The sequence below is a fragment of the Erwinia sp. QL-Z3 genome (genome assembly GCF_004551645.1).
GTDB classification, from domain to species: Bacteria; Pseudomonadota; Gammaproteobacteria; order Enterobacterales; family Enterobacteriaceae; genus Erwinia; species Erwinia billingiae.
In genome coordinates, this window is sequence record NZ_CP037950.1 from 523,860 (window position 1) to 547,292 (window position 23,433).

A 23,433-nucleotide genomic window follows, 5' to 3' on the forward strand; every position below is an offset into this window, starting at 1 on the left:
ATCTCGCCTCTGATCCTCACCTCAAAACTCTAATTTCAGAGGGTTAATTTATTACAGAAGTGGAGTCATCTGCACCATGCCCAAGCAAAGAGTTGTCAAATCTCCGGGTGAAGAACATCTCGCTTTTATGTGCCGTTCCGCCTTTATTATTGGTTTAATCGTGATATGTGGTTGGTGTACGGTATTTCTTATTTTGCATGAATGGTCGATGGCCTCTTCAGATATCCTCCTGATTATTGCCGCAATTATCTGCTGGGGCGTAACGGAAAAGAGAAGTTTTTCGGCAGGTCTGATGCTTGCTCAGATAGTTCATATTGCCTACGCCATCTATTTCTGTTTATTTTTCGACATCCCTGAAATTGATGTACCAAGAACAACCCACCTTTATCTTCTGACGATTGCGCTGGTTGGCTATATCAATTACCAAAGGCAGAAGAGTCTGCTGCAACTGCTCATAATATTACTCTCGCTGGCGACGTTCAGCGTATTTAGTGCAGCCAATTTGGTCTTCCCTTTCGCAGAACCTATTCCGCCTGAACTCAGATCGGTTCTCCCCTGGATTAACGGCATATTGTCGACCGCTATCCTCTCTGGGGGCATCGTCGCCATGCATATAGATTTCTCCCGCAGAAGCGAAAAAATCCGATCTCTTCAGAATGCGATTTATAACGACGAATTCGTTATCTATTACCAGCCGCTGCTTAATTCGTTGGGTCATATTTCTGGGGCCGAAGCGCTGTTACGCTGGAATCATCCCAAAAAAGGGTTGGTTCCACCGTCGGAATTTATTCCCGATGCGCAGCAAGCCGGGCTGATGCCTTCGGTGGGTGAATGGGTGATCGTGAATGCCTTTAAAGAATTAGCGGAATGGCGGTTGGATCCCAAAACCAGTCACCTGACGCTTTCTATTAATGTCACCGTCGATCATTTGATGAAGCCAGACTTTGTTCAAAGCCTGCTGAACCAGGCCAAAATTGCGCAGATCACCCCCTCACTGGTGAAGATTGAACTCACCGAAAGCGTTTTTGCCTCTGATATTGAAACCGTGGTAGCAAAAATGACTGCGCTATCGAATGCAGGATTTAGATTCTCGCTGGATGATTTTGGTACCGGCTTTTCATCATTAAGTTACCTTCGCCGCCTGCCACTTGAGCAAATAAAAATCGACCGTAGTTTCGTGTTTGGCGCGAAAGAGAGCATGAAAGGCGCCGTTATCGCCAGGCATATTGCGCGAATGGGGCTCGATCTGAAACTTGAGGTGCTGGCAGAAGGGATTGAAACACCGGAACAATGGTCGTTGATGAAGAGTTTTGGCTGCACTGCATTTCAGGGCTTTTACTTCTCCCGGCCGTTAAGCATCGCGGATTTCAGGGAATTTACCCACAAAAAGGCCGCCCCGTAGGCGGCCTCTTGCGACACTTCCGTATGCAACCCTTCCTTATTTGTACAATTCTGCAGTCATATACACGTTGTTATTGGTGTTAGCACTGGTGATTTTGTACTGCTCGCCGTGTTGCTGTGCCTGTGCAGCGATTTTAGCTTCAGCGCCATCCAGAGTCGATGAGGTAACGGAGACGCTCTGCGCGAAGCTACCAAATGAAATCAGGGAAAGAGCGGCTACAGCGGCAAGTGACAGTGTTTTGATGGTTTTCATGGTTGTAATCCTTAAGTTATTTGTTTTGGAGGTTTGTTTGCCTCCGATGAAACAATCATAACTCAAGTTATTATTAGTGTAGTAACAATTAGTGCTGTTATTGTGATCTTGCTATCTATTATTAACATCCCTATCCCGCACGTTGAGGCTTCAGGCCGGGGCCCGATGTAGATTATTCTCCAGAGTCTCTCTATGATGAGAAGGTTTCCCACACGCTTGTTGGGACTTATCAACCAGTTAGGGACTTCGGCGGGATGACAACTTTACATGACCTTGATTTGCGACAGCTGGAAGCCTTTGCCAATGTCATCTCCTCTGGCAGCGTGACGGCGGCGGCGAAAGTGCTGGATCGTTCACAATCTTCGGTTTCCCGGCTGATCCAGGAGCTGGAGCAGTCGCTGGGTTATCCCCTCTTTATCCGTAACGGCCCGCGCATTCACCCCACGGAAGAAGCGCTTCAACTGCATCAGTACGTGCAAAAAGCGCTGCTGTCGCTGCAACAAATCCGCCTGCGCGCCAATGAAATTGGCCATCAGCAGCATCGCCCACTGAGTATTGCGGCCACGCCCGCTCTGGCCGCAGGTTTGTTACCTCAGGCGCTGGCATTGCTGGGCCTGCAAAACAAAGTGCAGATTGTCAGCCAGTCCGCTGAACAAACCGCGCATGCCGTGATCACCGCCGAAGCGGATCTGGGTCTGTGTAGCCTGCCGCTGGAACATCATGCGGTGGATTTGCACTGGATTGGGCAATCCCGATGCGTGGTCGCGCTGCCAGAAAGCGATCCGCTGGCATCAGAAGAGTTAATTGCCATTGGTCGTTTAGCTGGCAGGCGTTTAATTGTGCCGTGGAGCCCGCTGCGCCTGCGTGGACGTTTCGAAAAGGCGCTGAAAAAGCTGAAGGTTCCGCCTCATGAAACCATCGAGACCAACTCCTCCGCCAATATTCTCGCCTGCGTGCGTGCCGGTCTTGGCGTCGCCATTCTGGAGCCGGTCACCGCCTGGGGAATGCCGCTGGAAGGCGTCGTTATTCGCACGCTGGAAGAAGAGATCCCCTACTTTTTTGGGGTGATCACCCCGCAGGGTCGGCAACTCTCAGCGGCAGCTCAGTCGCTGGTTGAAGCGCTGGAGACCGCAGCTGCCAACCTGCTTCCCGCCTTCCAGCGGCTGCCGGCCACCGAACATCAGCGGGTTATGAAGCTGATAAATCAGGACTGATTTTCCAACACCCTCCTTTTCTGAACGCCCCGCCACTCATCTCAACACGCCTTTTCACTGCCGCCGCCTGCGGCATATGCTTTTTTCAGCATAAGATATAAGAATTTCATTGGTTAACAAGTAATCACCCTGCTTGACTCCCATCCGGGGGAAGTGGATTATGCGAAAACTGATTTATTACCATGCGCCAGACAGATAATGAATGCTAAATCATGCACCAGGCAGATAATAAAATTATCTCTCCAAGGGCGTGAATTTGCTGGATTTCATCTTCGCCAGGCCTTTACCGCAGCACTTGTGACAGACTGAATTCACCACAAGTCGGGGAAATTTATAATGACAACGCCTGCACCTTCGCCACTGCCAATCGGCCTTTCCGGGTTGGAAGCCCAGCTTCAGCAAGATCTGGAGTTTCTGGAGCTGCCCGCAAAATCCTGGGTTCCTCAGCATCAGTATCAGGGCGAAGCCGTACGCGATGTTGTGGTCATTGGCGCGGGCATGTGCGGACTGGCCGCCACGGCCAGGCTGGTACTGAGCGGCATCAATAATGTCATCGCTTATGATGCGGCCCCGCAGGGTTTAGAAGGGCCGTGGATTACCTTCGCCCGCATGGAGACCTTGCGCTCGCCGAAAACGCTGCACGGCCCGGCGCTGGGCCTGCCTCAGCTGACCTTCCGCGCCTGGTTTACCGCGCAGTGGGGCCAGCAAGCCTGGCAAGCGCTGGACAAGATCCCAAAAAGCCAGTGGATGGAATATCTGGTCTGGTATCGCCGCGTGCTCAATCTTCCGGTGCAGAACAACGTGCGCATGACCGGCATCTCGCAGGTTGGCGAATTTATTGCGATCGATGTTGAAGGCGCGGAAACCGGCCGCGTGCTGACCCGTCGACTGGTTCTGGCCACCGGGCGGTCCGGATTGGGCGGTTTCGCCGTGCCGGACTTCCTTAACGGTATCGATCGCGCTTACTGGGCGCACTCGGCAGACAACATTGATTTTGCCGCGCTGCAAGGCAAACGAGTGGCGGTAATCGGCGCGGGCGCGTCCTCGATGGATAACGCCGCCACCGCACTTGAAGCGGGTGCCGGTTCGGTAGAAATGCTGATCCGCCGCAAAGAGATGCCACGCATCAATAAAATGACCGGGATTGGCAGCCAGGGCGTGGTGCACGGCATGCACCAGTTGCCGGATGCCTGGAAGTGGAAGTTTGTCGACTACACCGCTTCCACCCAGACGCCACCGCCGCGCTCTTCAACGCTGCGCGTGTCGCGCCATCCCAATGCCCGCTTCCTGCTGGACTGCGGCATTGTCGCGGTAAAACAGCAGGCGGACGGGCTGCTGATTGAAACCACTCAGGGTCCTCGTCAGGCTGATTTTCTGATCGCGGCCACCGGCTTTTCCAATGACTTTAACGGCCGCCCGGAATTTTCCGCGCTGGCCTCGCATATCCGCAACTGGGCCGACGGACGCTATCAGCCCGAGATGGGACCCGCCAGGCAGAATATGCTGGAAGCTCCGGATCTTGGCCCATCCTTTGAGTTCCGCGAGCGTGTGCCGGGTGCCTGCCCGATGCTGGCACATATCCACTGCTTTAATGATGCGGCGATGCTGACGCACGGCAAGGTCTCCGGTGATATTCCGGCAGTCAGTGCCGGTGCCGATCGTCTGGTTCGCGGCATCACCGCCTCGCTGTTTGCAGAGGATGTCGATGCCCACTTTGCCAGCATGGTGGCTTACGACATCCCGGAACTGCAGGGTGACGAATGGGTTGATTCAACCCCCTTGCTACATCAGGAGAACACGTTGTGATCGACGCAATAGATAAGGCTGCCGGACTTTCACCGGACGACGCGCTGTTTAAGGCCCGTCGCTTTCGGACAGAATTTGTGGAGGGCGCAGAGCTTTGCCGCCTGTCTGTTTTACAGCCAGAGGACAATCAGGGACTGGCGCCGGCCTTGCGCCTGGCGCTTGCTCACCGCATGGCTGCGCTGAATGCCGCAGAAGAATTGATGGCGGACTATGAAGTGCAGCTGGCCGCGCTTTCCCCTTCGGAACAGTTGCTGAAGCTGGCGAATGGCGAAGTCGATCTGGATGAGCCGCTGGCGACGATTGTCCGCCATGCCGATCTGGTCACCATGACCCCGAGCGAGGCCGCTGCCAGCGATATGACCCGTCTGCAGCAGGCCGGGCTGAACAATGCGCAAATCGTTGCGCTGTCCGAGCTGATCGCTTTTGTTAACTTCCAAACGCGCGTTGCCGCTGGCCTGCGCCTGATGAGGTCCGCATGATCCCCATGGTCAGCCTGAAGCCTCTGGCCTGGCATCCTTACATCGCGCCCGTCGAAGTGGAAGACGCCACGCCGGCACAGCGTGATGCGATGAAGGTGACGCCATCCAACAAGAAGATTTCCGAGTACGTGCGCACGCTGGCGCACGATCCGGAAAGCTACGTTGCCCGCACCGTGTTGTTCAACGCCATTATGTACGTCGAGGGCGGGCTTAACCGTCCGGATCGCGAGCTGGGTGCATTAGGGGCGTCGATCGTTAACGGCTGCAAGTATTGCGCCGTGGTTCACGCACGCCGTCATGCCCAACTGACCAAAAGCGATAAGCTGGTCAGCGCGATCTATTTTGATAAACCTGAAATGCTTGGCCCGCGCGATGCCGCAATTTATCGCTTCGCCCGCCGGTTATCCGCTGCGCCTGCCGAAGCGACGGTGGAAGATATCGCCTCATTGCGCTCTGTGGGTCTGGATGACGTCGAAATTATCGATCTTATCCACGCTATTTCGATTTTTGGCTGGGCAAATCGCCTGATGCACGTGCTTGGCCATGCCACGCCCGGGAAATAAAGAGGACTACCAACATGCTTGAACTCCACGATCTTAAGCTGTCTTACGGCAGTTCTCCGATCCTGAAAGGCGTCAATCTCTCGGTCAAACGCGGCGATGTGGTGTCGATTATCGGTCCAAGCGGCACCGGGAAAACCACCCTGCTGCGCTGCATAAACTATCTGGCGAAGCCCAATTCAGGGTTGATTACCTTCGACCAGGTCAAAATGGATTATCAGTCGCCCGATAAGCAGGCTATCCAGGCTATCCGCCTGCGGACGGCAATGGTCTTCCAGCAGTTCAACGTGTTTAAAAACATGACCGTGCTGCAAAACGTGATGGATCCTCTGGTGGTCGTACAGCGCAAATCGAAAGAAGAAGCGCGTGATATTGCGATGCAAGAGCTGAAGCGAGTGGGCCTTGACGCAAAACAGGATCACTACCCTTCCCAGCTTTCCGGTGGACAGCTGCAGCGAACCGGCATTGCCCGCGCGTTAGCGGTGAAACCCGATGTGATCCTGTTTGATGAACCGACCTCGTCGCTGGATCCTGAGCTGGTTAACGAAGTGCTGAAAGTGATTCAGGACGTCACCTCGTCAGGCATTACCTCGCTGCTGGTCACCCACGAAATGCAGTTTGCCAAAAATATCTCGAACCGAATCGTCTTTATGGACCAGGGCGTCGTCGCCGCTGAAGGCACGCCGACGGGGATTTTCGATAATCCGTCCCTTCCACGACTCGCCCAGTTCCTGAATTCTGAACACGCACTCTACTAATAAAAGGAATAAAGACATGCCTGCAATCAAGACTACCTTACGTCGCCTGGCCGTTATCGGCGGCATGACGCTCGCCATGGCCTCCGCTGGATTGAGCTTCACCGCGTCTGCTGACACCGCCGTGCGTACCATTAAAATCGCCACTGCTGCGGAATCCAAGCCGCTGTCCTGGGGCGCGATTGGCGTTGAGCCAGAAGGCTACGAGCCTGACGTATTAAAAGCGATCAATGCCAAACTGCCACAGTATAAGTTTGTGATGACCGGCGCGGCCGACATCGCGCAGGAAACCGGTCTGGCGACCGGGAAATACGACATGGCCACCGGCGGTTTCTATAAAGCGCCAGCCCGTAGCAAGCAGTTCCTGATCCCGGACAGCCCGATGGGTGCCAGTCTGATGAAAATTTACAGCCGCAAAGACAGCAATATCAACACCCTGAAAGATCTGGTCGGTAAGAACATCGTACCGGTGACCGCAGGCGGCGGCGTCTACAAGCTGGTCACGCAGTGGCAGCAGGAAAATCCAAACGACAAAGTGAACATTAAAGCGTCAAGCGCCGGTGTGCCCTACCCGGATCGCCTGAAGGAAGTGCAGAACGGCAAGTACGATGCGCTGATCCTGCCTTCCAACCTCGGCGAGCAGACGGTTATCGATAACCAGAAGCTGGCTATCCAGGCAAGCGAACCGATTTCTATCAACAATACCTATGTGTTGATCCACCGCTCGGCGGAAAATCAGGCGCTGAACGATGACATCAACAACGCGCTGAAAGAGCTGAAGGCCGACGGCACGCTGGATAAGCTTTCACAGAAATGGTTTGGCGAAGACGTCGTCAAATACATGAAGTAAGGCTGTTCTCATTTTGTCGCCGACGGGCAAAGCTGCACCCAGGAGTGTTTCAACGTGAATCTTTCTACCATGATCCCCGAGCTGCTCTCGGCTTTGCCGCTGACGTTAGCGATTATGTTTGTCGCGCTGATCGCCGGATTCTTTCTGGCGATAGTGGCCACCACCTTGCGCGTGCGCAGGTTACCGGTGCTCAGCCAGCTGGCCGATCTCTATGTTTCCTACGCGCGCAGTGTGCCGGTGGTGCTGCAACTGTTCGTCGCCTTTTATGGTCTGCCGCTGGTCGTCAGCGGGTTTGGCCTGGCGGATTTTATCACCGCCAATATCGCCTCGATGGTCGGGCTCAGCCTGTATCACGGCGGCTATCTGTCTGAAGTGATGCGCCCGGCCTACCTTGCGGTAGAGCGGGGTCAGCATGATGCGGCGGACAGCATGGGTTACACCTTCCGCCAGAAGCTGACGCGCATCATTGGGCCACAGGCGGTACATATTGCTCTGCCGGGTTACGGTAACTCGATCATTTACCTGATCCACAACGTGGCGCTGGTGATGTACATCGGTGCGGCAGATGTGATGGCGACGGCGCACCTGATTATGGAGCGGGATTATAACCAGTATCAGTTCGGCACCTATCTGGTGTTGGCGGTGATCTACTCCCTGCTGTGCCTGGCGGCCTGGCTTATCGTGCGTTTCTTCGAGATGCGTCATGCCAAGTACACATCGAAAAGCGCCGCAGCCAAGATAAAGTTCACGGCAAGCGTGTGAAGGAATAAGGACTCAGAATATGTTTGATCTTGATGTGCTGCTGCCGGACTTCTGGAGCATTATGGATGCCGTGCCGGTCACGCTGGCGATGGCGGTTACCATCTTTATTATCTCGACGCTGCTCGGTGGCTTGCTGGCGTTCATCGAACACAAAAAGATCCCGGTGCTGCGTCAACTGGTGGTGGTGTACAAAATCACCTTCAAAGGCATCCCGATGGTGGTGGTGATCTTCCTCGCCTATTACGGTTTGCCGCTGGCGCTGCAATCGATCAGTTCACTGCTTGGGGTAGAAATCAACGCGCATGCCATGCCGAACTGGGCGATCATTATTATTGCCCTGACCGCATGTGTTGCCGCGTTCCAGGCCGAAGTGGTGAAAGGGGCGCTCAACTCCTTTGACAGTGGTCAGTCCGATGCCGCGCATTCACTGGGTTACAGCAATGGCCAACTGTTCCGTCGGGTGTTGTTTCCGCAAATTATCGTTGCCGCCATCCCGGATTTGGCGAACTCGTTTATGGTGATCATGAAGGCGCTTTCTCTGGCCTTCGCGATTGAAGTGGTCGATATCTTTGCCCAGGCTCAGCTGACCGCCGCCCTGAACTTCTACTATCTTGAGGCGTTCCTGATTGCCGTGGTGTTCTATATGGTGATTGCCTATGTCGTGACGAAGGTCGCTGATAAGATTGAAGCTGCTCTGCGGGTTCGCACCTGAGAAACAGATTAAGCGGTCTTCTTCACCCCTGAAACCAGCCTGCGGGCTGGTTTTTTTACATGTAATTCACAAGCAAAATTGCCCTGGTATGGCGTAGTATAAAAAGTAAAAACGCTGTAATTCACGCCCCGGCATTATGTCAGGCTAAAGTTACCTGCTTGCTGGGTACGTAGTGGGACGGCATCATTTGCATACTGGCGGCTGCCGCATCAACACCCATCGCCAGTCGTTTACGGGTTCTTTTTCTGCTCTCTCCGGTTTTTTAACTTCCCCACGCATTTCGGCATACGTCCTGCGCGCGGGTCTGTTTAAGTCCACCTCCTGCACTTTGATTTGTAAGCGTAATCTCCCGGTGTCATCACCCCGCGATTTTCTGCTCTGACATTCAATCATCTCCTTGTGCCGCAAAATGTAGGAGATCTGAAAGGTCGCCCGCCGTTCGGTAATAGCAAAAGCGTCGGAGATTTGTTGTCGGTCTATCCAGCTGTTCTGATGCCGGCACCACAACGCGATCAACAGATAGAGAGGTTTATCCGCATACTCCTCCAGAAGTTCTGGGACTTGTGCACTGTCATGGTTGCTTTGCGCCACGACTTTACGCAGCGGAGACTTAGTACTTCTGTCTTTTACGTCCACATCCTGTTCCTCCTTTCCCTGATGAAAAAAATCCCCGCCTCAAAATAAGCTAAGGCAGGGACGATGATTTAAAAATTACCAGCTGTAGTTCACACCGACAGTGGTCTGCCATGGACGTTCAGAATCATGGCCCTTGGTGTAGTCATAGGCGACGTAACCCCCAAAGTTGTCGGTCACTTTCATTTCGGCACCCAGGCCAAGCTGAATGGCTGCGCCATCAATGCTGTTGTTCAGCGTGGCGTTATTCACCCGAGTTTTGTTGTTGTCAGCAAACTCGTTGATGCCAGCCAGATGCAGGTAAGGCTTCAGGTGACCGGCGCCCATCTCGAAGGTGTAGCCGACATCTGCACCCAGTTCACCCTGCAGGGATTTATAATCATTCCCGTTGACGACCATGCCGTTGGTCAGGGTGTAGTGGGCACCGTCGAACGCGCGTCCGGTGGCTTTCACGTAAGGTTCAACAAACAGTCCGTTGTCTTCCCAGGTGTAACCCACCTTCATGCCGAGGCCGTAACCGTTGCCGGAGAACTCCGCATGCGCTTTGCGACCGTCCAGCATCCGCACCGAGGCACTGTTGCTGAAGTGATCGAACTGGCCCTGGGTATCAACAAACAGGCCATTCTCAAAGCGACGGGACAGGTAGAACTGCGCACCGTAGCTATCCAGGTCGCCCGTGCTGTTCATTACGCTGAGGTTAGAACGCGCGGAGCTGAAGGCTAAACCGGCCAGCCAGCTGCCGTTTTTCTCAATGTCGAAACGGTTATCCACACCCAGCATCACGCCATTGGTCTTCAGGTCATAGTCAGCACCTGCAGATACACGCTGTTCGTTTTTACCGCCGAAGTAAGAAATCCCCACGCCGCCGTCATCGTTAGACTTACGGGAAGCGTTCAGATGTTTAGCCAGTGCATCAGATTCTAAGGTTGCTACGTTGACCTGAGCCGCCGGGATGCTCAGTGCGGTGGCGGCAGAGTTGGAGAGCTTGCCGCTGCGTTTGAAGTAGACGTTACGCTCGCCCGGTAAGGTGTCGTCATACTCATCTGACGCGATGTACTGGTATACACCCAGCTCGGTTTTACCGGTGAAGGTCGCATCGCTGTTGGCGTCTTTGTAGTTTACAAAGCTGTGGCCAACTTCTGCGTTGTTTTGAGCATCGTCCAGATAGTCGTTGTAAACGTAAGGTTCAATGCCGGAGCTGGCGATATGCAGCAGATAATTACCCGCAGCGCTGCCTTTTACCTGCAGAGAACCCCATTCATATTCGCCGCCCAAGTCCAGCAGCGGAGCGACAATACTGTCACCAATAATAATCTGCGAGCCAAGGTAGTTGCCGTTAACGTCTTTATCCTGCGTCAGGTTGTTATGCACCACCACGCGCGCGGTGCTGAGGTCCTGGGAGCGATTTTTACCGCCCAGGGTCGACGTTTGGCTGTTCAGGTTCACCAGATTCAGCGTTGAGGCGGTCAGGTTCAGGTCATGCAGATTGCTGACCGCGACTTCCGTTCCCTGAGTGGTAGAACGCGCAGCGGCATTCCATACCGAGCCGTTTTTCACGGTCAGATCCGGGTTCCACGTCAGCACCCGCTCAGCGCTTTGATGAGCATAATCGACAGGATTGAACAGCGTGGTGGTGCCGGTGACCTTACCATTTAACACGCTCTGGTCCAGATTAACGGTCACGGGTGTCCAGGCACTGTTGGCATTAGCCAACACGGTTTGATTCGTACTGCTGACCACGTTGTTATAAATTGACTGCGCGGTGGCATGCACGGTTGGCGCAATGTTGGACTGTGAGTTGGCATCGGTCACGTCCACCAGCTGCACGCTAAAGCCGGTGGTGCCGCCTGCGGTGATATCGCCGTTAATGGTGCTGCCAGCCACATTCAGCGTGGTGCCATTGTGGCTACGATCCAGCACGGAGGCGTCAGTGGTGCCGAGGCTTGCTCCGACCGCCGTATAGTTGCCAGCCGAGTCTCTTTTCACCGCGACGGTAATCACCGGAATGTTACCGTCATGTTTGATCGTGACATCCCCATTCAGCGTTGAACTGCTGATATCGGTACGGTTGGCATGTCCCGACAGGGCCAGCGACGTACCCGCAGCATTCACCCCACCGTTCAGGGTTGACTCGTTAATGGTGGCAAACAGACCTGAACCGGTGATATTCACTGCGGTAGACAGCTTGTCGGCCAGCTGATCGTAGGTGTTCTGATTGGTGGAGGTGTGGTTATCCTGACGGACCGCAGCGAGGTTTTGCGCGGTGATCTGCACCTGATCCAGCACGATATTCGCGGTGGCAGGCACCACATTGGTCAGCGTACTGCTGTCAATCTGATTGCCGGCACTGTCAGTCTGCCAGGTCGCACCGGTGTGGCTGAGGGACAGGCCGACGGCGTGCGGACGCTCACTGTAGGCTTGCTCAATGGTGCCGGACTCACTTTCAACGGCGGGACTGACGACATACGCGTCATCAGTCAGAGTATTATTGATAATGCTGTTGCGGATGCTCACCACATCACGCGCGTGACCGTTCCAGCCATTTTCATGCAGGGTGCCGGTCGAAGTGACCGCAGCCGTGACATCCGCCGCGAAGCTTTTCACCTTAGAGTAAATTTCTGCATCCAGCAGACCCACCACGCCACCGACATTCTCGGCCGTGCGCAGGTACACATCGGAGTTGCGATCCAGCTCGATGGTTTTGCTGACGGTCAGCGGGATCTGATGGCCTTGCGAATCAACGACGTAAGTGCCATCCGCATTTTTCTGGTATTCGATATTTCCGCTGGCGTCACGCTGATACAGGGTGACCGCCTGGGTTTTAACATAGCGATTATCCGCCGACCCCATGCGCAGTCCCTGCACCACGTTGGTTGGTCGTGAATAGCCCTGTTCCGTTAAGGAATTGGCCAGACGCTGCCCGTGGACAGAGCGCTGATAACCTTCTTCAATCAGATAGTTAGCATCAAACTCCAGCACGCCCGAAGCACTGTTCAGATAATCCAGATAGCCGCTGCTGCGAACCAGCGCATCAAAGCCTGGCGTTTGGATATTGATCTTCTGCCACGCCGTACCGGCGGTCACATCTTTGCTCCAGGTTAAATCAGAGCCACCAATAAAGACCGCACCGCCACCAGTATACTGTCCATTACCATCTTTACTCAGCGCGCTAACATCCGGCACAGCAATCGCGGCTGCATTAGCCGTCAGCGTGGTAGCGCCAAGACTAAATAAAACGGATAATGCGACAGCGCTCAGACTGAATCTGCATTTTTTCATTACTGAAATTCCTTTTAACATATAAAGACGCACAAAGGGTTATCAAAATAAACCCTGCATTCCTTCAGCAGTTAAACAATTAAGGCACGCAGTCCACAATTTATTAACTCCGAAAAAACATCCATGACATATGGCCTGTTAGGGGTAAATCTTGATTTGGCCTTTCGTTATTTACGTGACGTTATTACAGCCAGCAGTAAATATCGTGGCGAGTATGTGAATTGCAGATAAAAGCTGTAAAACAAATATTTTTTATCGTAATGATCTAAGTAACTTATTAACATACAAACTTAAATCATTGTATTTGATGAATTAATTGGTTTTGTGGCGCTTAAATTAAATAATCCTTTCAAATGACAAATAATGACAAATAATTACTTTAACTTTCCCCTGAGCTGATTAATCGCCATAATGCAAGATTATTCTTAACAGTTAAAGCGGCATAGGATTGGCGATTCATCGGCATAACCGATCGGTGCCACTAAGAATATTCTCAAGCAAAGAAATGACCTCAATAATATTTTTCCTTATAAGCACAGAACAGCTTTTAAAAATAAACCGCCGCATCCCTTCCGCTGGCGAGATAAAATTAAAAAAAGACGACTTAACACTAAAAAAATTAAATAGCGAACGCCTCAGAAAATAATTAACTCTATACCCTCATCCGTTTAATCTGACTTCAGAACAGGATGAATCACCTGTCCTGACTGACACAGCATCTGACCGTCTAAACAAAGCCACCTGTTACGCATTCCATTAACGTGAAGGTCAGATTAGACAGGTTGTGACCAACGGCCATCACTGCGACGGGAAATACCACGCTGATTGCGGCGTCTGCCGCATTTGAAAGTCTGGGTGACGGGAAGAAAATGTCGCGGGGAAAACTGGGGACTAGTGTCGCCCCCGATCTGATTAGCCTTTCGGGAAAATCCACACGTGCGCGGCCGGCAGTGACAGATGACAGTGCGCCGGGTCGCGCAGTTCTGTGCCGTAGGCGCGGATCACAAAATCATCGCCCGCGGTGCGGAACAGGTATTCCCAGCGATCGCCCAGGTACATGCTGGTCAGCAATGGCAAGGCCAGCGCATTCTCCTCCGGGCCGTCGGTCAGGCGTACCCGCTCGACGCGAATGACCGCGGTGGCATCCTGTCCGACGGTCACCCCTTCGGCTGCCCGTCCCCATAACGCCCAGTCCACGCCCTGAATCCGCGCTTTGCCTTCGCTGACCTCCGTCACCTTGCCATGCAGGCGATTGTTGCTGCCCATAAACTCGGCGGTGAACAGCGTGGCTGGCGAACCGTACATCTCCTGCGGCGTGCCCTGTTGCACAATCACGCCGTTGTTCAGCAACAGAATGCGGTCGGAAATGGCCATCGCTTCGTTCTGATCGTGGGTGACCATCAAGGCCGACAGCCCCAGCTTGACGATCAGCTCACGCAGAAACACCCTCGCCTCTTCACGCAGCTTGGCATCCAGGTTGGACAGCGGCTCATCCAGCAAAATCACCGGCGGGTTGTAGACCAGCGCACGACCAATCGCCACGCGCTGCTGCTGTCCGCCCGACAGCTGGTGCGGATGCCGCTGGCCCAGATGCCCGAGGCCCAGCTGTTCCAGCACCGACTGCACGCGCTGCTTGATCTCCGCCGAAGCCACCTTGCGCAGCTTCAGCGGATAGGCGACGTTCTCAAACACCGTCTTGTGTGGCCATAACGCGTAAGACTGGAACACCAGCCCAAGATTGCGTTCTTCCGCCGGGATCTCACTGCGCGGATTGCCGGCATAAACGGTTTTGTCGCCAATAACAATGTTGCCCTGCGTGGGTTTCTCCAGCCCGGCGACCGCACGCAGCAGCGTGGTTTTGCCGCTGCCGGAAGGGCCCAGTAGCGACACCACCTCGCCCTTTTTCAGCTGCATAGAGACGCCTTTCAGCACCGGATTGTCACCATAGGTCAGATGCAGATTTTCTACGGATAGCTCAATCATGTAATTTCACTCCAAAGCGCAGGGCGACACCAAGGCCAATCACCACCAGCAGGATATTGATAAAGGAGAGCGCCGCGACGATATCGATCGCGCCCGCCGCCCACAGCGACACCAGCATCGAGCCAATGGTTTCGGTGCCTGGCGAGAGCAGATAGACGCCGGTGGAATATTCGCGCTCGAAAATCAGGAACATCAGCAGCCAGGAGCCGATCAGCCCGTAGCGTGCCAGCGGGATGGTGACGTGGCGGGTGATCTGCGCGCGGGATGCACCGGTGCTGCGCGCGGCTTCCTCCAGCTCCGGCCCGGCCTGCAACAGCGTCGACGAGATCAGCCGCAGGCCATACGCCCTCCACACCACGGTATAAGCCAGCCAGACGCTGAAGATGGTGCTGCGCAGTGACCTCAGCCAGACGATAAAGTGTTCTCGCAGCCATTCCGCCATCGGCAACGCCGAAAGCCAGCCATGCTTCAGCGACTGATCCAGCCACATCGGCAGGAACAGGAACACCCACAGAAACGCCAGACCGGCCAGCAGGCCCGGCACCGCGCGCGGCACCAGCACGCTGTAGTCGAGAAAGCGCGTGACGTTATCCGGCTTACGGTGCATGGCAATGCCGATAAACAGGTAGCAGGCCACCGCCAGCGCGCCGCCGAACACGCCGATTGCCATCGAGTTGACGATGGCGCGCAGCAGGTTCGGCTGCTGCCAGATGGTGCGGAAGGTACCGATCGACAGCTCATCCCAGATCGACACGCCGACGCCCCAGTTAGAGATAAATGCGCGCAGCACCACGCCCAGCAGCGGCACGCCAATGGTGATAGTCAGCCATGCGGCCACCACCGCACCGGCCACCCAGCGCCATTTGCCCAGCGGCAGCGCGCGCGCCTGCGACGCCTTGCCCTTCAGCGTCACAAAGCGGTTCGCGGTGCGCATCAGCCGCCGTTGCAGCATCACCAGCGGAATGGTAATGCAGATCAGCACTACCGCGACCGCCGCCATCAGATGGTACGACGGCGTGCCCAGCTTGTTGGTCAGCTGATAAAGATAGGTCGCCAGCACCATATTGCCTTCCGGATCGCCCAGCACCAGCATCAGGCCAAACACCTCCAGCCCGAGGAAGAACAGCAGCACGCTGGCGTAGAGAATCGAAGGTCGCACCATCGGCAAGCTGACCGCCGTCATCACCTGCAACGGCGAAGCACCGGCAATGCGCGCCGCTTCTTCCACGTCCGATCCGACGCTTCTTAGCGCCGAGGAGATATACAGATAGGCATGCGGCACGTGGGTCAGCCCGGCGATCACCACGATGCTCGGCATTGAGTAGATATTCCACGGCACAAAGCCAATCAGCTTTTCTGCCCACAGCGAGAAGAAGCCGACCGGCCCGGCCGCCACCACATAGCCGAATCCCAGTACCATCGGCGAGACGAATATTGGCACCAGGATCAGCGGTTCAATCAGCCGCCGGCCGGGCAGATCGGTTCGCACCATCAGAAAGGCGAGGATGCCGCCTAACGGAATGGCGATAATCACCAGGCCGAAAGCCAGAATAAAGCCAGATTTCAGCGCCTTATAAAAATCGGGATCGGTAAAGATAAACCCGAAGGATTCGAGGCTGAACACTTTCGAAGGGGAAAAGAACGGGGCCGAGAGGAAGCTCTGAACCACAATAAACAGCAGCGGCACATAGATAACCAGCGCGGTTATCAGTACCACGATGCTGCGCGGCAGGCCCTGCCACTTTCTGCGCAATGCTATCATCAGTCATCCCTTGGTTGGTCGGCTAAGACTTGCCGGACGGGGAAACGCAGGCGCGCCAGCACAGCGCGCGCCTGGACAGGAGCCTTATTTCGCCGCGGCTTCGCGCCACTGTTTGATGTACTCAAGGCGTTTTTTCGGCTGCAGGTATTCCAGCAGCGATTCGTCCACCGGGATCGGCTTCAGCGCGTTGCCCAGTCGTTTGGTCATGCCGTCGATATCGTTGGTGCCTTCAATATCGTTACGCAATGACGGAATGTCGGCCTGGCTGGCCAGAATGGTTTGACCTTTTTCCGACAGCACATAATCCAGCCAGAGTTTGGCGGCGTTGGCATTCGCCGCTTCCTTGCTGATAAAGGAGACGCGGGAAAGCACCAACGTGTAATCTTTCGGGTAGGAAATGCCTAACGACGGATCCCCTTTGGCGCGCGCTTCGGCGTAGGAGCCAAGGATGTTAAAGCCAATCAGGTTTTCGCCAGACGAGACCCTTTCCATCATGGTGCCGGTGGATGACTGCACCGCCATCCCGCCTTTCGCCACGTCGGCCAGGGTTTTGAAATAGTTCGCATCGGCCTTGCTGTCCTGCACGGAAAGCATAAAACCGAGGCCGGATTTTTCGATGTCGTAGGTGGTGACTTTCTTCTTAAATTTGTCGGTCTGGCTGGCGATCAGTTTCGCCAGTGCCACATGGGAATCCGGCACGTCGCCCTGCGGGATCAGCCGTTTGTTGTAGATAAACACCACCGGTTCGTAGGTGGTGCCATAGGCTTTTTGCTGCCAGACCGCCCATTTGGGGATCTTGCTGATTTCCGGCGAGGCATATTCCGCCGCATAGTCGGTGGCCAGCTTCAGGCCGGTATCCATCGAGGAGCTCCAGACCACGTCCCCGCTGGTGCCGCCGGACGCCTGCTCGCTGATATAGCGGTTATAGAGTTCGGTGCTGTTCATATCGTTGTATTCGACTTTGATGCCGGGATAGGTGGCCTCAAACCCTTTGATCAGCGGGGCGGCCGCCTTGGTATCGGTGGTGGAATAGATCACCACTTTGCCCTCTTTGACCCCGGCCTCGACCAGCTTCTGGTAATCCGCCGGATAGCCCTGTGGCAGATCGGCGAACACCGGAGAAGCACAGGCTGCTGCCAGGGAAACCATCATCGCACTCAACTTTACGGACATAAATTTAACCTCATGGTTACATTTGGAAAACCTTATCCCAACATATAGCCCTTGCGCAGCGAGGTGCAATCAACATGGCGGCTTATCTTTCGGTTTTGTGAGGTTCGGGGCGGTTTTACGACCTAAAGGCAGGGAAGGCAGCCCTGCACTGCGGAGGCAGGCAGGGCGAAAGCAGGTGGATCAGTGTTGGCGTAAATCGCTGAGGAAACGCTTTGCGCGCTCGTGTTGCGGATTGCTGAAGAAGCGCTCCGGGTTGGCTTTCTCCAGAATTTTGCCCTGATCCATAAACCAGATGGTGTCGGCCACTTCACGGGCAAAGTTCATCTCGTGGGTCACGCACATCATGGTCATGCCCTCCTGCGCCAGGCCGCGCATCACGTTCAGCACTTCGCCGACCATTTCGGGATCCAGCGCGGAGGTCGGCTCATCGAACAGCATCACCGGCGGCTTCATCGCCAGCGCGCGGGCAATCGCCACCCGCTGCTGTTGACCACCGGAGAGCTGCGCCGGATAGGCATTGGCCTTATGCGACAGCCCGACCCTTTCCAGCAGTTCGCCGGCGTGGCGTTTGGCTTCAGACCGCTTAACGCCCAGCACTTTCATTGGCGACATCATAATGTTCTCCAGCACCGAAACGTGCGGGAACAGATTGAAGTTCTGAAAGACAAAACCAATCCGCGTGCGCAGCTGATTCAGCCGGGTGCTGGTGCCGTGAATATCGGTGCCGTCAAACAGGATCTGGCCCTGCTCAATCGGCTCCAGGCGGTTTACCGTGCGGATCAGCGTCGATTTGCCGGAGCCGGACGGGCCGCACACCACCACCACTTCGCCGCTTTGAATTTCTGCACTCAGATCGGTCAGGGCCTGATACTCGCCGTACCACTTGTTGACCTGATTGAACAATATCATGGGTCTCATTTGCCTTCCTTTATCAGTCAGTCTTGGTCAGAAGCAGGACCTGCGCGGTCTGCACGGCATCGGGCGTCACATTGCGGCGTTTGCGAGCAATGCGCTCTTCCAGTTTGTTGGCCAGCCAGGTCAGGCTGAAGCAGATCAGGTAATAGCTGATGGCCACAATCGCAAACACCTGGAAAGGTTTGGTCAGCAGCTGGTTATTCACCTGGTTGGCCGCATAGGTCAGCTCCGGCACGTTAATCACGTAACCCAGCGTGCTGTCTTTGATAATCGACACCAGCTGGCTGACCAGGCTGGGCAGCGCGTTGTACAGCGCCTGCGGCAAAATCACCACCCGAAGGGTTTTCAGGTAGCTCATCCCCAGCGCGCGGGAGGCTTCATACTGGCCGCCCGGCAACGCCTGAATGCCGCCACGCACGATTTCAGCGATATAGGCACTCTCGTAAATCACCAGCGTACACAGCATGGTGGCAAAGCCGCTGATGTTATGGCCAATCAGCAACGGCACGCAGAAGTAGGTCCAGAACACCACCATCAACAGCGGGATGCCGCGCAGCACGTACACCCAGCAGGCGGCGGGCCAGCTAAACCAGCGCCACGGAGAAATCCGTGCCAGGCCCAGCAACACGCCAATCGGGAAAGCCAGCAGCACCGCCAGTACCGAGATCAATAAGGTGCAGAGAACGCCGCCGAGCGGGCCGTTGGGATACTGGCCCATCAGCAGCAGCATGCCGTTATCGTGCAGAATGGTGAAGAGATCAGACATCGGATTACCTCGCGTAAGCCCGCTGGAAGCGACGGGCCAGTAACGCCCCCGCGGCCATCAACAGCAGTGAGAAGAACAGATAGCCCACGGAGGCCACCAGGTAGGCTTCGAAGGTCCGGAAGGTCTGGTTCTCGATATCACGGGTGACGTAGGTCAGTTCGGCCACGCCAATCACCATCGCCAGGCTGGTATTTTTAAACAGCAGCACGGTGTGGTTAAGCAGCGACGGCAGCGCATTGCGGATCGCCTGCGGCAGGATCACCGAACGCATCGAGCGCACGTAACTCATGCCCAGCGCGCGTGAGGCTTCGTTTTGCCCGTCAGGAATGGCGCGCAGGCCGCTGCGAATATCCTCGGAGAAATAGGCCGCCTGGCACAGGCCCAGCGCGCACATCGAGAACAGGAATTCGGCGTTGAAATCATTGACCCACATCTGCACCGACTCCGGCAGCAGCGTCGGGATGGCGAAATACCACATCATCAGCTGGATCAGCGTCGGCACGTTGCGGTGATAGGAGACATACGCCGAGACCAGAAACACCGCCAGGCGTTTATTGGTTAAGCGGATCACCACCAGCAGCAACGCCAGGGCCATTGCCAGCAGCCACGACCCCAGCGCCAGCTTGAGGGTGACCAGCGTGCCGTCGACGATCATCTGCCCAAACTGGCCGGTCAGGACGGCACTGAAATCAAGTGTCATCGTCTGTTCACCCCTCGTGAAAGCTGTTATTCAGCGCGGTCGCCGGGACGCATGGTGGAGAGTCCACCCGGCACCTGCAGCGTTGGCGTAATTTCAATGTTGCCGATATTGACGGCCACCGGAGCCGACAGCGCAAAGGCAACGCAGTCGGCAATGTCCTTCGCCTGCGGCAGTTCGAAACCGTCGATAAAGCGGCGGCGCGCTTCTTCCTGATCGCCCATCACGTTGCCGAAGATCTCGGTGGCGACGCGGCCAGGGCAGATTTCGGTGACGCGCACGCGTTTGCCGTAGCAATCAACCCGCAGCTGACGCGACAGGGCATGCACGCCCGCTTTGGTGGCGTGGTAAATCGAGTTGCCGTTAAAGTTATAGATGGCGGCAATCGAGGTAATGTTGATCACATGGCCACGGTCACGCTTCATCATGCCCGGCACCAGCAGACGGCACAGGTGCAGCACCGCACGCAGGTTGACGTCCACCTGGGTATCAATGCCCTCTTCGTCGGCATCCAGAATCGATCCCGGACGGGACACGCCGGCGTTATTGACCAGGATATCCACTTCCAGCTCGTTACACAGACGGGTGATGCCGTCTAAATCGGCCACGTCTAACGCGTGGGGAATACAGCCGGTGCGGGCCGCCAGCGCCGCCAGCTGCTCTGCGCGGCGGGCCACGGCATGGACGGTGATCCCTTCCTGGCACAGGCGTTCCACAATGGCTTCACCCATTCCGGCGGAGGCGCCGGTCACCAGCGCGATCTTATAATCTGAAAATGGCATCTCGCCTCTCCTGTCGTTCCCGGCCAACCATTTCGCCGGGTTTAGCAATAAATCTGACTGTATCCAGTAATCCCCAACCGGCATAAGACATAAACGGTGTGAGGCAATAAGGGGGACTTATAACGCCGGGTTCTCCGCGCTGTGCTGACGTAATTGCCGGGAAGGCGACAGCAGCGGGATGGCTAATTCGGCCAGCAGTTCCCGCAGCGTGTGCACCATGGCGATGGATTCCGGCGTGTCGCCATGAACCAGAATCGAGCTGGCATTCACCGGCAGCGTGACGCCATCAATGCTTTGCACCGTGCCGTCCAGCAGCAGCTGACGCACGCGGCTGCGCACCTGGTCTTTATCGTGGATCACCGCCCCGGGCTTGCTGCGGCTGACCAGCAGGCCATCGCTTTCGTAAGCGCGATCGGCGAGAAAGGTACAGACCACCGGCAGCGCCAGCGCCTGCGCCATGCGATCGACCGCATTGCCCGGCATGGTGCTGATGATCATATTGGCATCGAAGGTTTTCACCGCCTGCAGCAGCGTTCGCGCCAGCGCCTCGTCTTCGGAAACCATGTTGCCGAGCGCGCCGTGAAAGCTCATATGCGTCAGCGGATAGCGCGCCGCTGCGGCAAAGGCCGCCAGCGCCCCGAGTTGATAGGTGACGTAATGGGCCATCACTTCCGGCTCAATCTGCATCCGGCGGCGGCCAAAGCCCAGCAGGTCCGGGAAGCCAACGTGCGCGCCCAAATCTACCCCGTGTTGTTTCGCCAGCGCCACCGTGCGCGCCATGATCGCCGCGTCGCCGGCATGAAAACCGCAGGCCACATTGGCGGAGGTGATTAACGGCATCAGCGTGGCATCATCGGCAATCTGGTAATCGCCGAAGCCTTCACCGATGTCGGCATTTAAATCGAGATATTTCATGCGGCCTCCTCAGCGGGAAGCAGCGTGAAGATCGGCTCGCCGTACTCCACGCATTCGCCCTGAGCAATCGCCACCGACGCCACCACGCCCTTTACCGGGCTGCGCAGCGGCAGATAGACCGGCCCGACCTTCAGCAATCCCAGCAGCGCGTCTTTTTCCGCCAGCGCGCCGGGCGTGATATAAGGCCGATCGGCTAAAGGATGCTGCAACAGCACCACGCCAGGCATCGGCGCGCACAGGGATTCGGTTTTTTGTGGCGTGGCCGCAGGCGCAGGCACCGCCGCAGAGGGCGGGAGCACAGGCCGCGGTGACGTTTTCAGCCGCAGGCGATAATGGCCGTCGGTGAGTTCAATGCTGCTGAGGCCAGACGCCCGCATCTTGTGGGCGATCTGACGGATATCGCGGAGTGCTAGTGTTCTGTTTTCCATTTCCATCCCGCCGGGAAGACTGACTAAACCGTGGGATCACTGTAGCGTGGCCATCCCGGCGCCTGGTAAGAGCGTTTCGCTTTACGGTGATAAGACAGACTTATTACCCCACCAGCGTCAGCGGGCGGTTGTCCACCGTGCGGTTCGCCATCAGCGACAGCAGAATGCCTTTCACCGCTTCCGCCGGCTGCGACAGCGGCAGGTGATCGGACATGCAGAACGACAGCGAGACCTGAATATCCGGCTGTTCAATCTTCGCCATCCACGCATCGGAGGCTTTTAACATCGCCCGCGCCGCCGATTCCGGCATCACCGTGCAGCCGAGGCCCGCCGCCAGTGCGGCATTCAGCGTGGTCTGCGACTCGATTTCACACTTCACGCGGTAGGCCAGCCCCTGATGAATAAAGGCCTCATCGATCACCTTGCGCATGATGTTATAAATGCGCGGCAGGAACAGTTCGGCGTTAGCGACGTCCGCAAGGCTGACGGTTTTCGCTGGTTTTGCCAGGCTGTGCGGGCAGACGAAATAGAGGTCTTCCTTAATCAGCGGCATAAAGCGCAGCCCGTGAATTTCGCGGTTGCCGTAGATCACCGCCATATCCATCCGGCCATTCATGATCAGCTCGCTGAGGGTGGTGCCGAAGTTTTCATTGAAGTAGAGAATGATGCCGGGGAACTGGCGATGCACCTCTTCCATCAGCGGTAACGCCAGCTGCTGCGCCGCGGTGCCCGGCGCCAGGCCCACCGACACGCTGCCGGAGAGCGCCAGGCCGGAACCGTCGATGGCGCTTTGTGCCTGCTCGCACTGCCGCAGAATGGTTTGCGCGTGGACATACAGCGTTTTGCCGGCCTCGGTGGGCGTCACGCCGCGCTTGGTGCGGATCAACAGCTGCTGATTAACTTCCCCTTCCAGCGTCGCCAGCTGCTGGCTCAGCGCAGGTTGAGCAATATGCAGAATGTCAGCCGCCTGGGTCAGGCTGCCGACATCGACAATTTTAATAAAGTACTTCAGCCGACGGAGATTCATCACCGCGTCCTCAAAATGCGAAACAGAGTCTGATATAAGCAAAATTGATGCCAGGCACGGGCTGAATGCACAAATTGTGCGGTTTATCCGACCGTTACCGCCTGAAGCGTCGCGTTCGGGTTCCGGCCATCGCGCCGATTTTCGGCCCTGCAGGCCGTTACGCACCATACCAGTGCATAAGGCTGCCGCGCGGCGGGCTATTATTGTTTTGTGTTATGTCACCACAACAAAGCGCTATTGGCCTGGCTGCGCCATTCATTATTACCCTGCTTGGGTCCGCT

The 23,433-nt window shown here is 55.9% G+C and carries 22 protein-coding genes; 9 read left to right on the forward strand and 13 right to left on the reverse strand.

Annotation, left to right across the window (positions count from 1 at the left end):
• The first annotated feature begins 76 nt into the window (after positions 1–76).
• A complete protein-coding gene (locus E2F51_RS03055; protein WP_105760154.1) occupies positions 77–1,402 on the forward strand; it encodes a bifunctional diguanylate cyclase/phosphodiesterase in 1,326 nt (441 codons plus the stop codon).
• 36 nt (positions 1,403–1,438) lie between these two features.
• Here the strand turns inward: E2F51_RS03055 and E2F51_RS03060 are convergent, their stop codons facing one another.
• The gene (locus E2F51_RS03060) at positions 1,439–1,654 is read right to left on the reverse strand and encodes a YdgH/BhsA/McbA-like domain containing protein (RefSeq protein WP_013203740.1); all 216 of its coding nucleotides are present in this window, start codon (positions 1,652–1,654) and stop codon (positions 1,439–1,441) included.
• Between the two features lie 254 nt (positions 1,655–1,908).
• On the opposite strand from E2F51_RS03060, the gene E2F51_RS03065 reads away from it, so the two are divergent.
• The 8 genes from E2F51_RS03065 (at position 1,909) to E2F51_RS03100 (ending at position 8,792) form a co-directional block, all read left to right on the forward strand.
• Positions 1,909–2,868, forward strand: coding sequence for a LysR family transcriptional regulator (locus tag E2F51_RS03065; protein WP_134822706.1), 960 nt, complete (start codon positions 1,909–1,911; stop codon positions 2,866–2,868).
• 336 nt (positions 2,869–3,204) lie between these two features.
• The gene (locus tag E2F51_RS03070) at positions 3,205–4,674 is read left to right on the forward strand and encodes an NAD(P)-binding domain-containing protein (protein WP_134822707.1); all 1,470 of its coding nucleotides are present in this window, start codon (positions 3,205–3,207) and stop codon (positions 4,672–4,674) included.
• Positions 4,671–5,153 carry a CMD domain-containing protein gene (locus E2F51_RS03075; RefSeq protein WP_134822708.1) on the forward strand — a complete coding sequence of 161 codons (483 nt, stop codon included), beginning with the start codon at positions 4,671–4,673 and terminating at the stop codon, positions 5,151–5,153. The genes E2F51_RS03070 and E2F51_RS03075 overlap by 4 nt, the downstream gene beginning before the upstream one ends.
• Complete coding sequence (locus E2F51_RS03080) at positions 5,150–5,716, forward strand: peroxidase-related enzyme (RefSeq protein WP_134822709.1); 567 nt, start codon at positions 5,150–5,152, stop codon at positions 5,714–5,716. Before E2F51_RS03075 ends, E2F51_RS03080 begins: the two co-directional genes overlap by 4 nt.
• Before the next feature lie 14 nt (positions 5,717–5,730).
• Positions 5,731–6,471: an amino acid ABC transporter ATP-binding protein gene (locus tag E2F51_RS03085; RefSeq protein WP_134822710.1), complete on the forward strand. Its 741-nt coding sequence runs from the start codon at positions 5,731–5,733 to the stop codon at positions 6,469–6,471.
• A gap of 16 nt (positions 6,472–6,487) precedes the next feature.
• Complete coding sequence (locus E2F51_RS03090; protein WP_134822711.1) at positions 6,488–7,318, forward strand: transporter substrate-binding domain-containing protein; 831 nt, start codon at positions 6,488–6,490, stop codon at positions 7,316–7,318.
• A 69-nt stretch (positions 7,319–7,387) separates the two neighbouring features.
• Positions 7,388–8,080 (forward strand): amino acid ABC transporter permease, encoded by a 693-nt coding sequence (locus E2F51_RS03095; protein WP_197535592.1) that lies wholly within the window; start codon positions 7,388–7,390, stop codon positions 8,078–8,080.
• 19 nt (positions 8,081–8,099) lie between these two features.
• Entirely contained in the window at positions 8,100–8,792 is a 693-nt protein-coding gene (locus E2F51_RS03100; RefSeq protein WP_105760159.1) for an amino acid ABC transporter permease, read from the forward strand.
• A 183-nt stretch (positions 8,793–8,975) separates the two neighbouring features.
• Here E2F51_RS03100 and E2F51_RS03105 read toward each other — a convergent pair whose 3' ends face one another.
• The 12 genes from E2F51_RS03105 to nac all read right to left on the reverse strand — a co-directional run bounded on the left by E2F51_RS03105 (position 8,976) and on the right by nac (position 23,152).
• Positions 8,976–9,428 carry a CaiF/GrlA family transcriptional regulator gene (locus E2F51_RS03105; protein ID WP_134822712.1) on the reverse strand — a complete coding sequence of 151 codons (453 nt, stop codon included), beginning with the start codon at positions 9,426–9,428 and terminating at the stop codon, positions 8,976–8,978.
• A gap of 75 nt (positions 9,429–9,503) precedes the next feature.
• On the reverse strand, positions 9,504–12,704 hold the full coding sequence (locus E2F51_RS03110) for an autotransporter outer membrane beta-barrel domain-containing protein (protein WP_167738377.1): 3,201 nt from the start codon (positions 12,702–12,704) through the stop codon (positions 9,504–9,506).
• A gap of 912 nt (positions 12,705–13,616) precedes the next feature.
• The gene (locus E2F51_RS03115) at positions 13,617–14,687 is read right to left on the reverse strand and encodes an ABC transporter ATP-binding protein (protein ID WP_013203751.1); all 1,071 of its coding nucleotides are present in this window, start codon (positions 14,685–14,687) and stop codon (positions 13,617–13,619) included.
• The gene (locus E2F51_RS03120; RefSeq protein ID WP_134822714.1) at positions 14,680–16,449 is read right to left on the reverse strand and encodes an iron ABC transporter permease; all 1,770 of its coding nucleotides are present in this window, start codon (positions 16,447–16,449) and stop codon (positions 14,680–14,682) included. Before E2F51_RS03120 ends, E2F51_RS03115 begins: the two co-directional genes overlap by 8 nt.
• An 84-nt stretch (positions 16,450–16,533) precedes the next feature.
• The gene (locus E2F51_RS03125; RefSeq protein ID WP_053144682.1) at positions 16,534–17,622 is read right to left on the reverse strand and encodes an ABC transporter substrate-binding protein; all 1,089 of its coding nucleotides are present in this window, start codon (positions 17,620–17,622) and stop codon (positions 16,534–16,536) included.
• Positions 17,623–17,802: 180 nt separating this feature from the next.
• Entirely contained in the window at positions 17,803–18,540 is a 738-nt protein-coding gene (locus tag E2F51_RS03130; RefSeq protein ID WP_013203754.1) for an amino acid ABC transporter ATP-binding protein, read from the reverse strand.
• Positions 18,541–18,553: 13 nt separating this feature from the next.
• Positions 18,554–19,303, reverse strand: coding sequence for an amino acid ABC transporter permease (locus E2F51_RS03135; RefSeq protein WP_105760164.1), 750 nt, complete (start codon positions 19,301–19,303; stop codon positions 18,554–18,556).
• Between the two features lie 4 nt (positions 19,304–19,307).
• Entirely contained in the window at positions 19,308–20,003 is a 696-nt protein-coding gene (locus E2F51_RS03140) for an amino acid ABC transporter permease (RefSeq protein ID WP_013203756.1), read from the reverse strand.
• A 26-nt stretch (positions 20,004–20,029) separates the two neighbouring features.
• The gene (locus E2F51_RS03145; RefSeq protein WP_134822715.1) at positions 20,030–20,782 is read right to left on the reverse strand and encodes an SDR family oxidoreductase; all 753 of its coding nucleotides are present in this window, start codon (positions 20,780–20,782) and stop codon (positions 20,030–20,032) included.
• Between the two features lie 117 nt (positions 20,783–20,899).
• The gene (locus E2F51_RS03150) at positions 20,900–21,697 is read right to left on the reverse strand and encodes a LamB/YcsF family protein (protein ID WP_134822716.1); all 798 of its coding nucleotides are present in this window, start codon (positions 21,695–21,697) and stop codon (positions 20,900–20,902) included.
• Positions 21,694–22,125, reverse strand: coding sequence for an acetyl-CoA carboxylase biotin carboxyl carrier protein subunit (locus E2F51_RS03155; RefSeq protein ID WP_167738378.1), 432 nt, complete (start codon positions 22,123–22,125; stop codon positions 21,694–21,696). The genes E2F51_RS03150 and E2F51_RS03155 overlap by 4 nt, the downstream gene beginning before the upstream one ends.
• 103 nt (positions 22,126–22,228) lie before the next feature.
• On the reverse strand, positions 22,229–23,152 hold the full coding sequence (nac, locus tag E2F51_RS03160) for a nitrogen assimilation transcriptional regulator NAC (RefSeq protein ID WP_013203760.1): 924 nt from the start codon (positions 23,150–23,152) through the stop codon (positions 22,229–22,231).
• Positions 23,153–23,433: the final 281 nt, after the last annotated feature.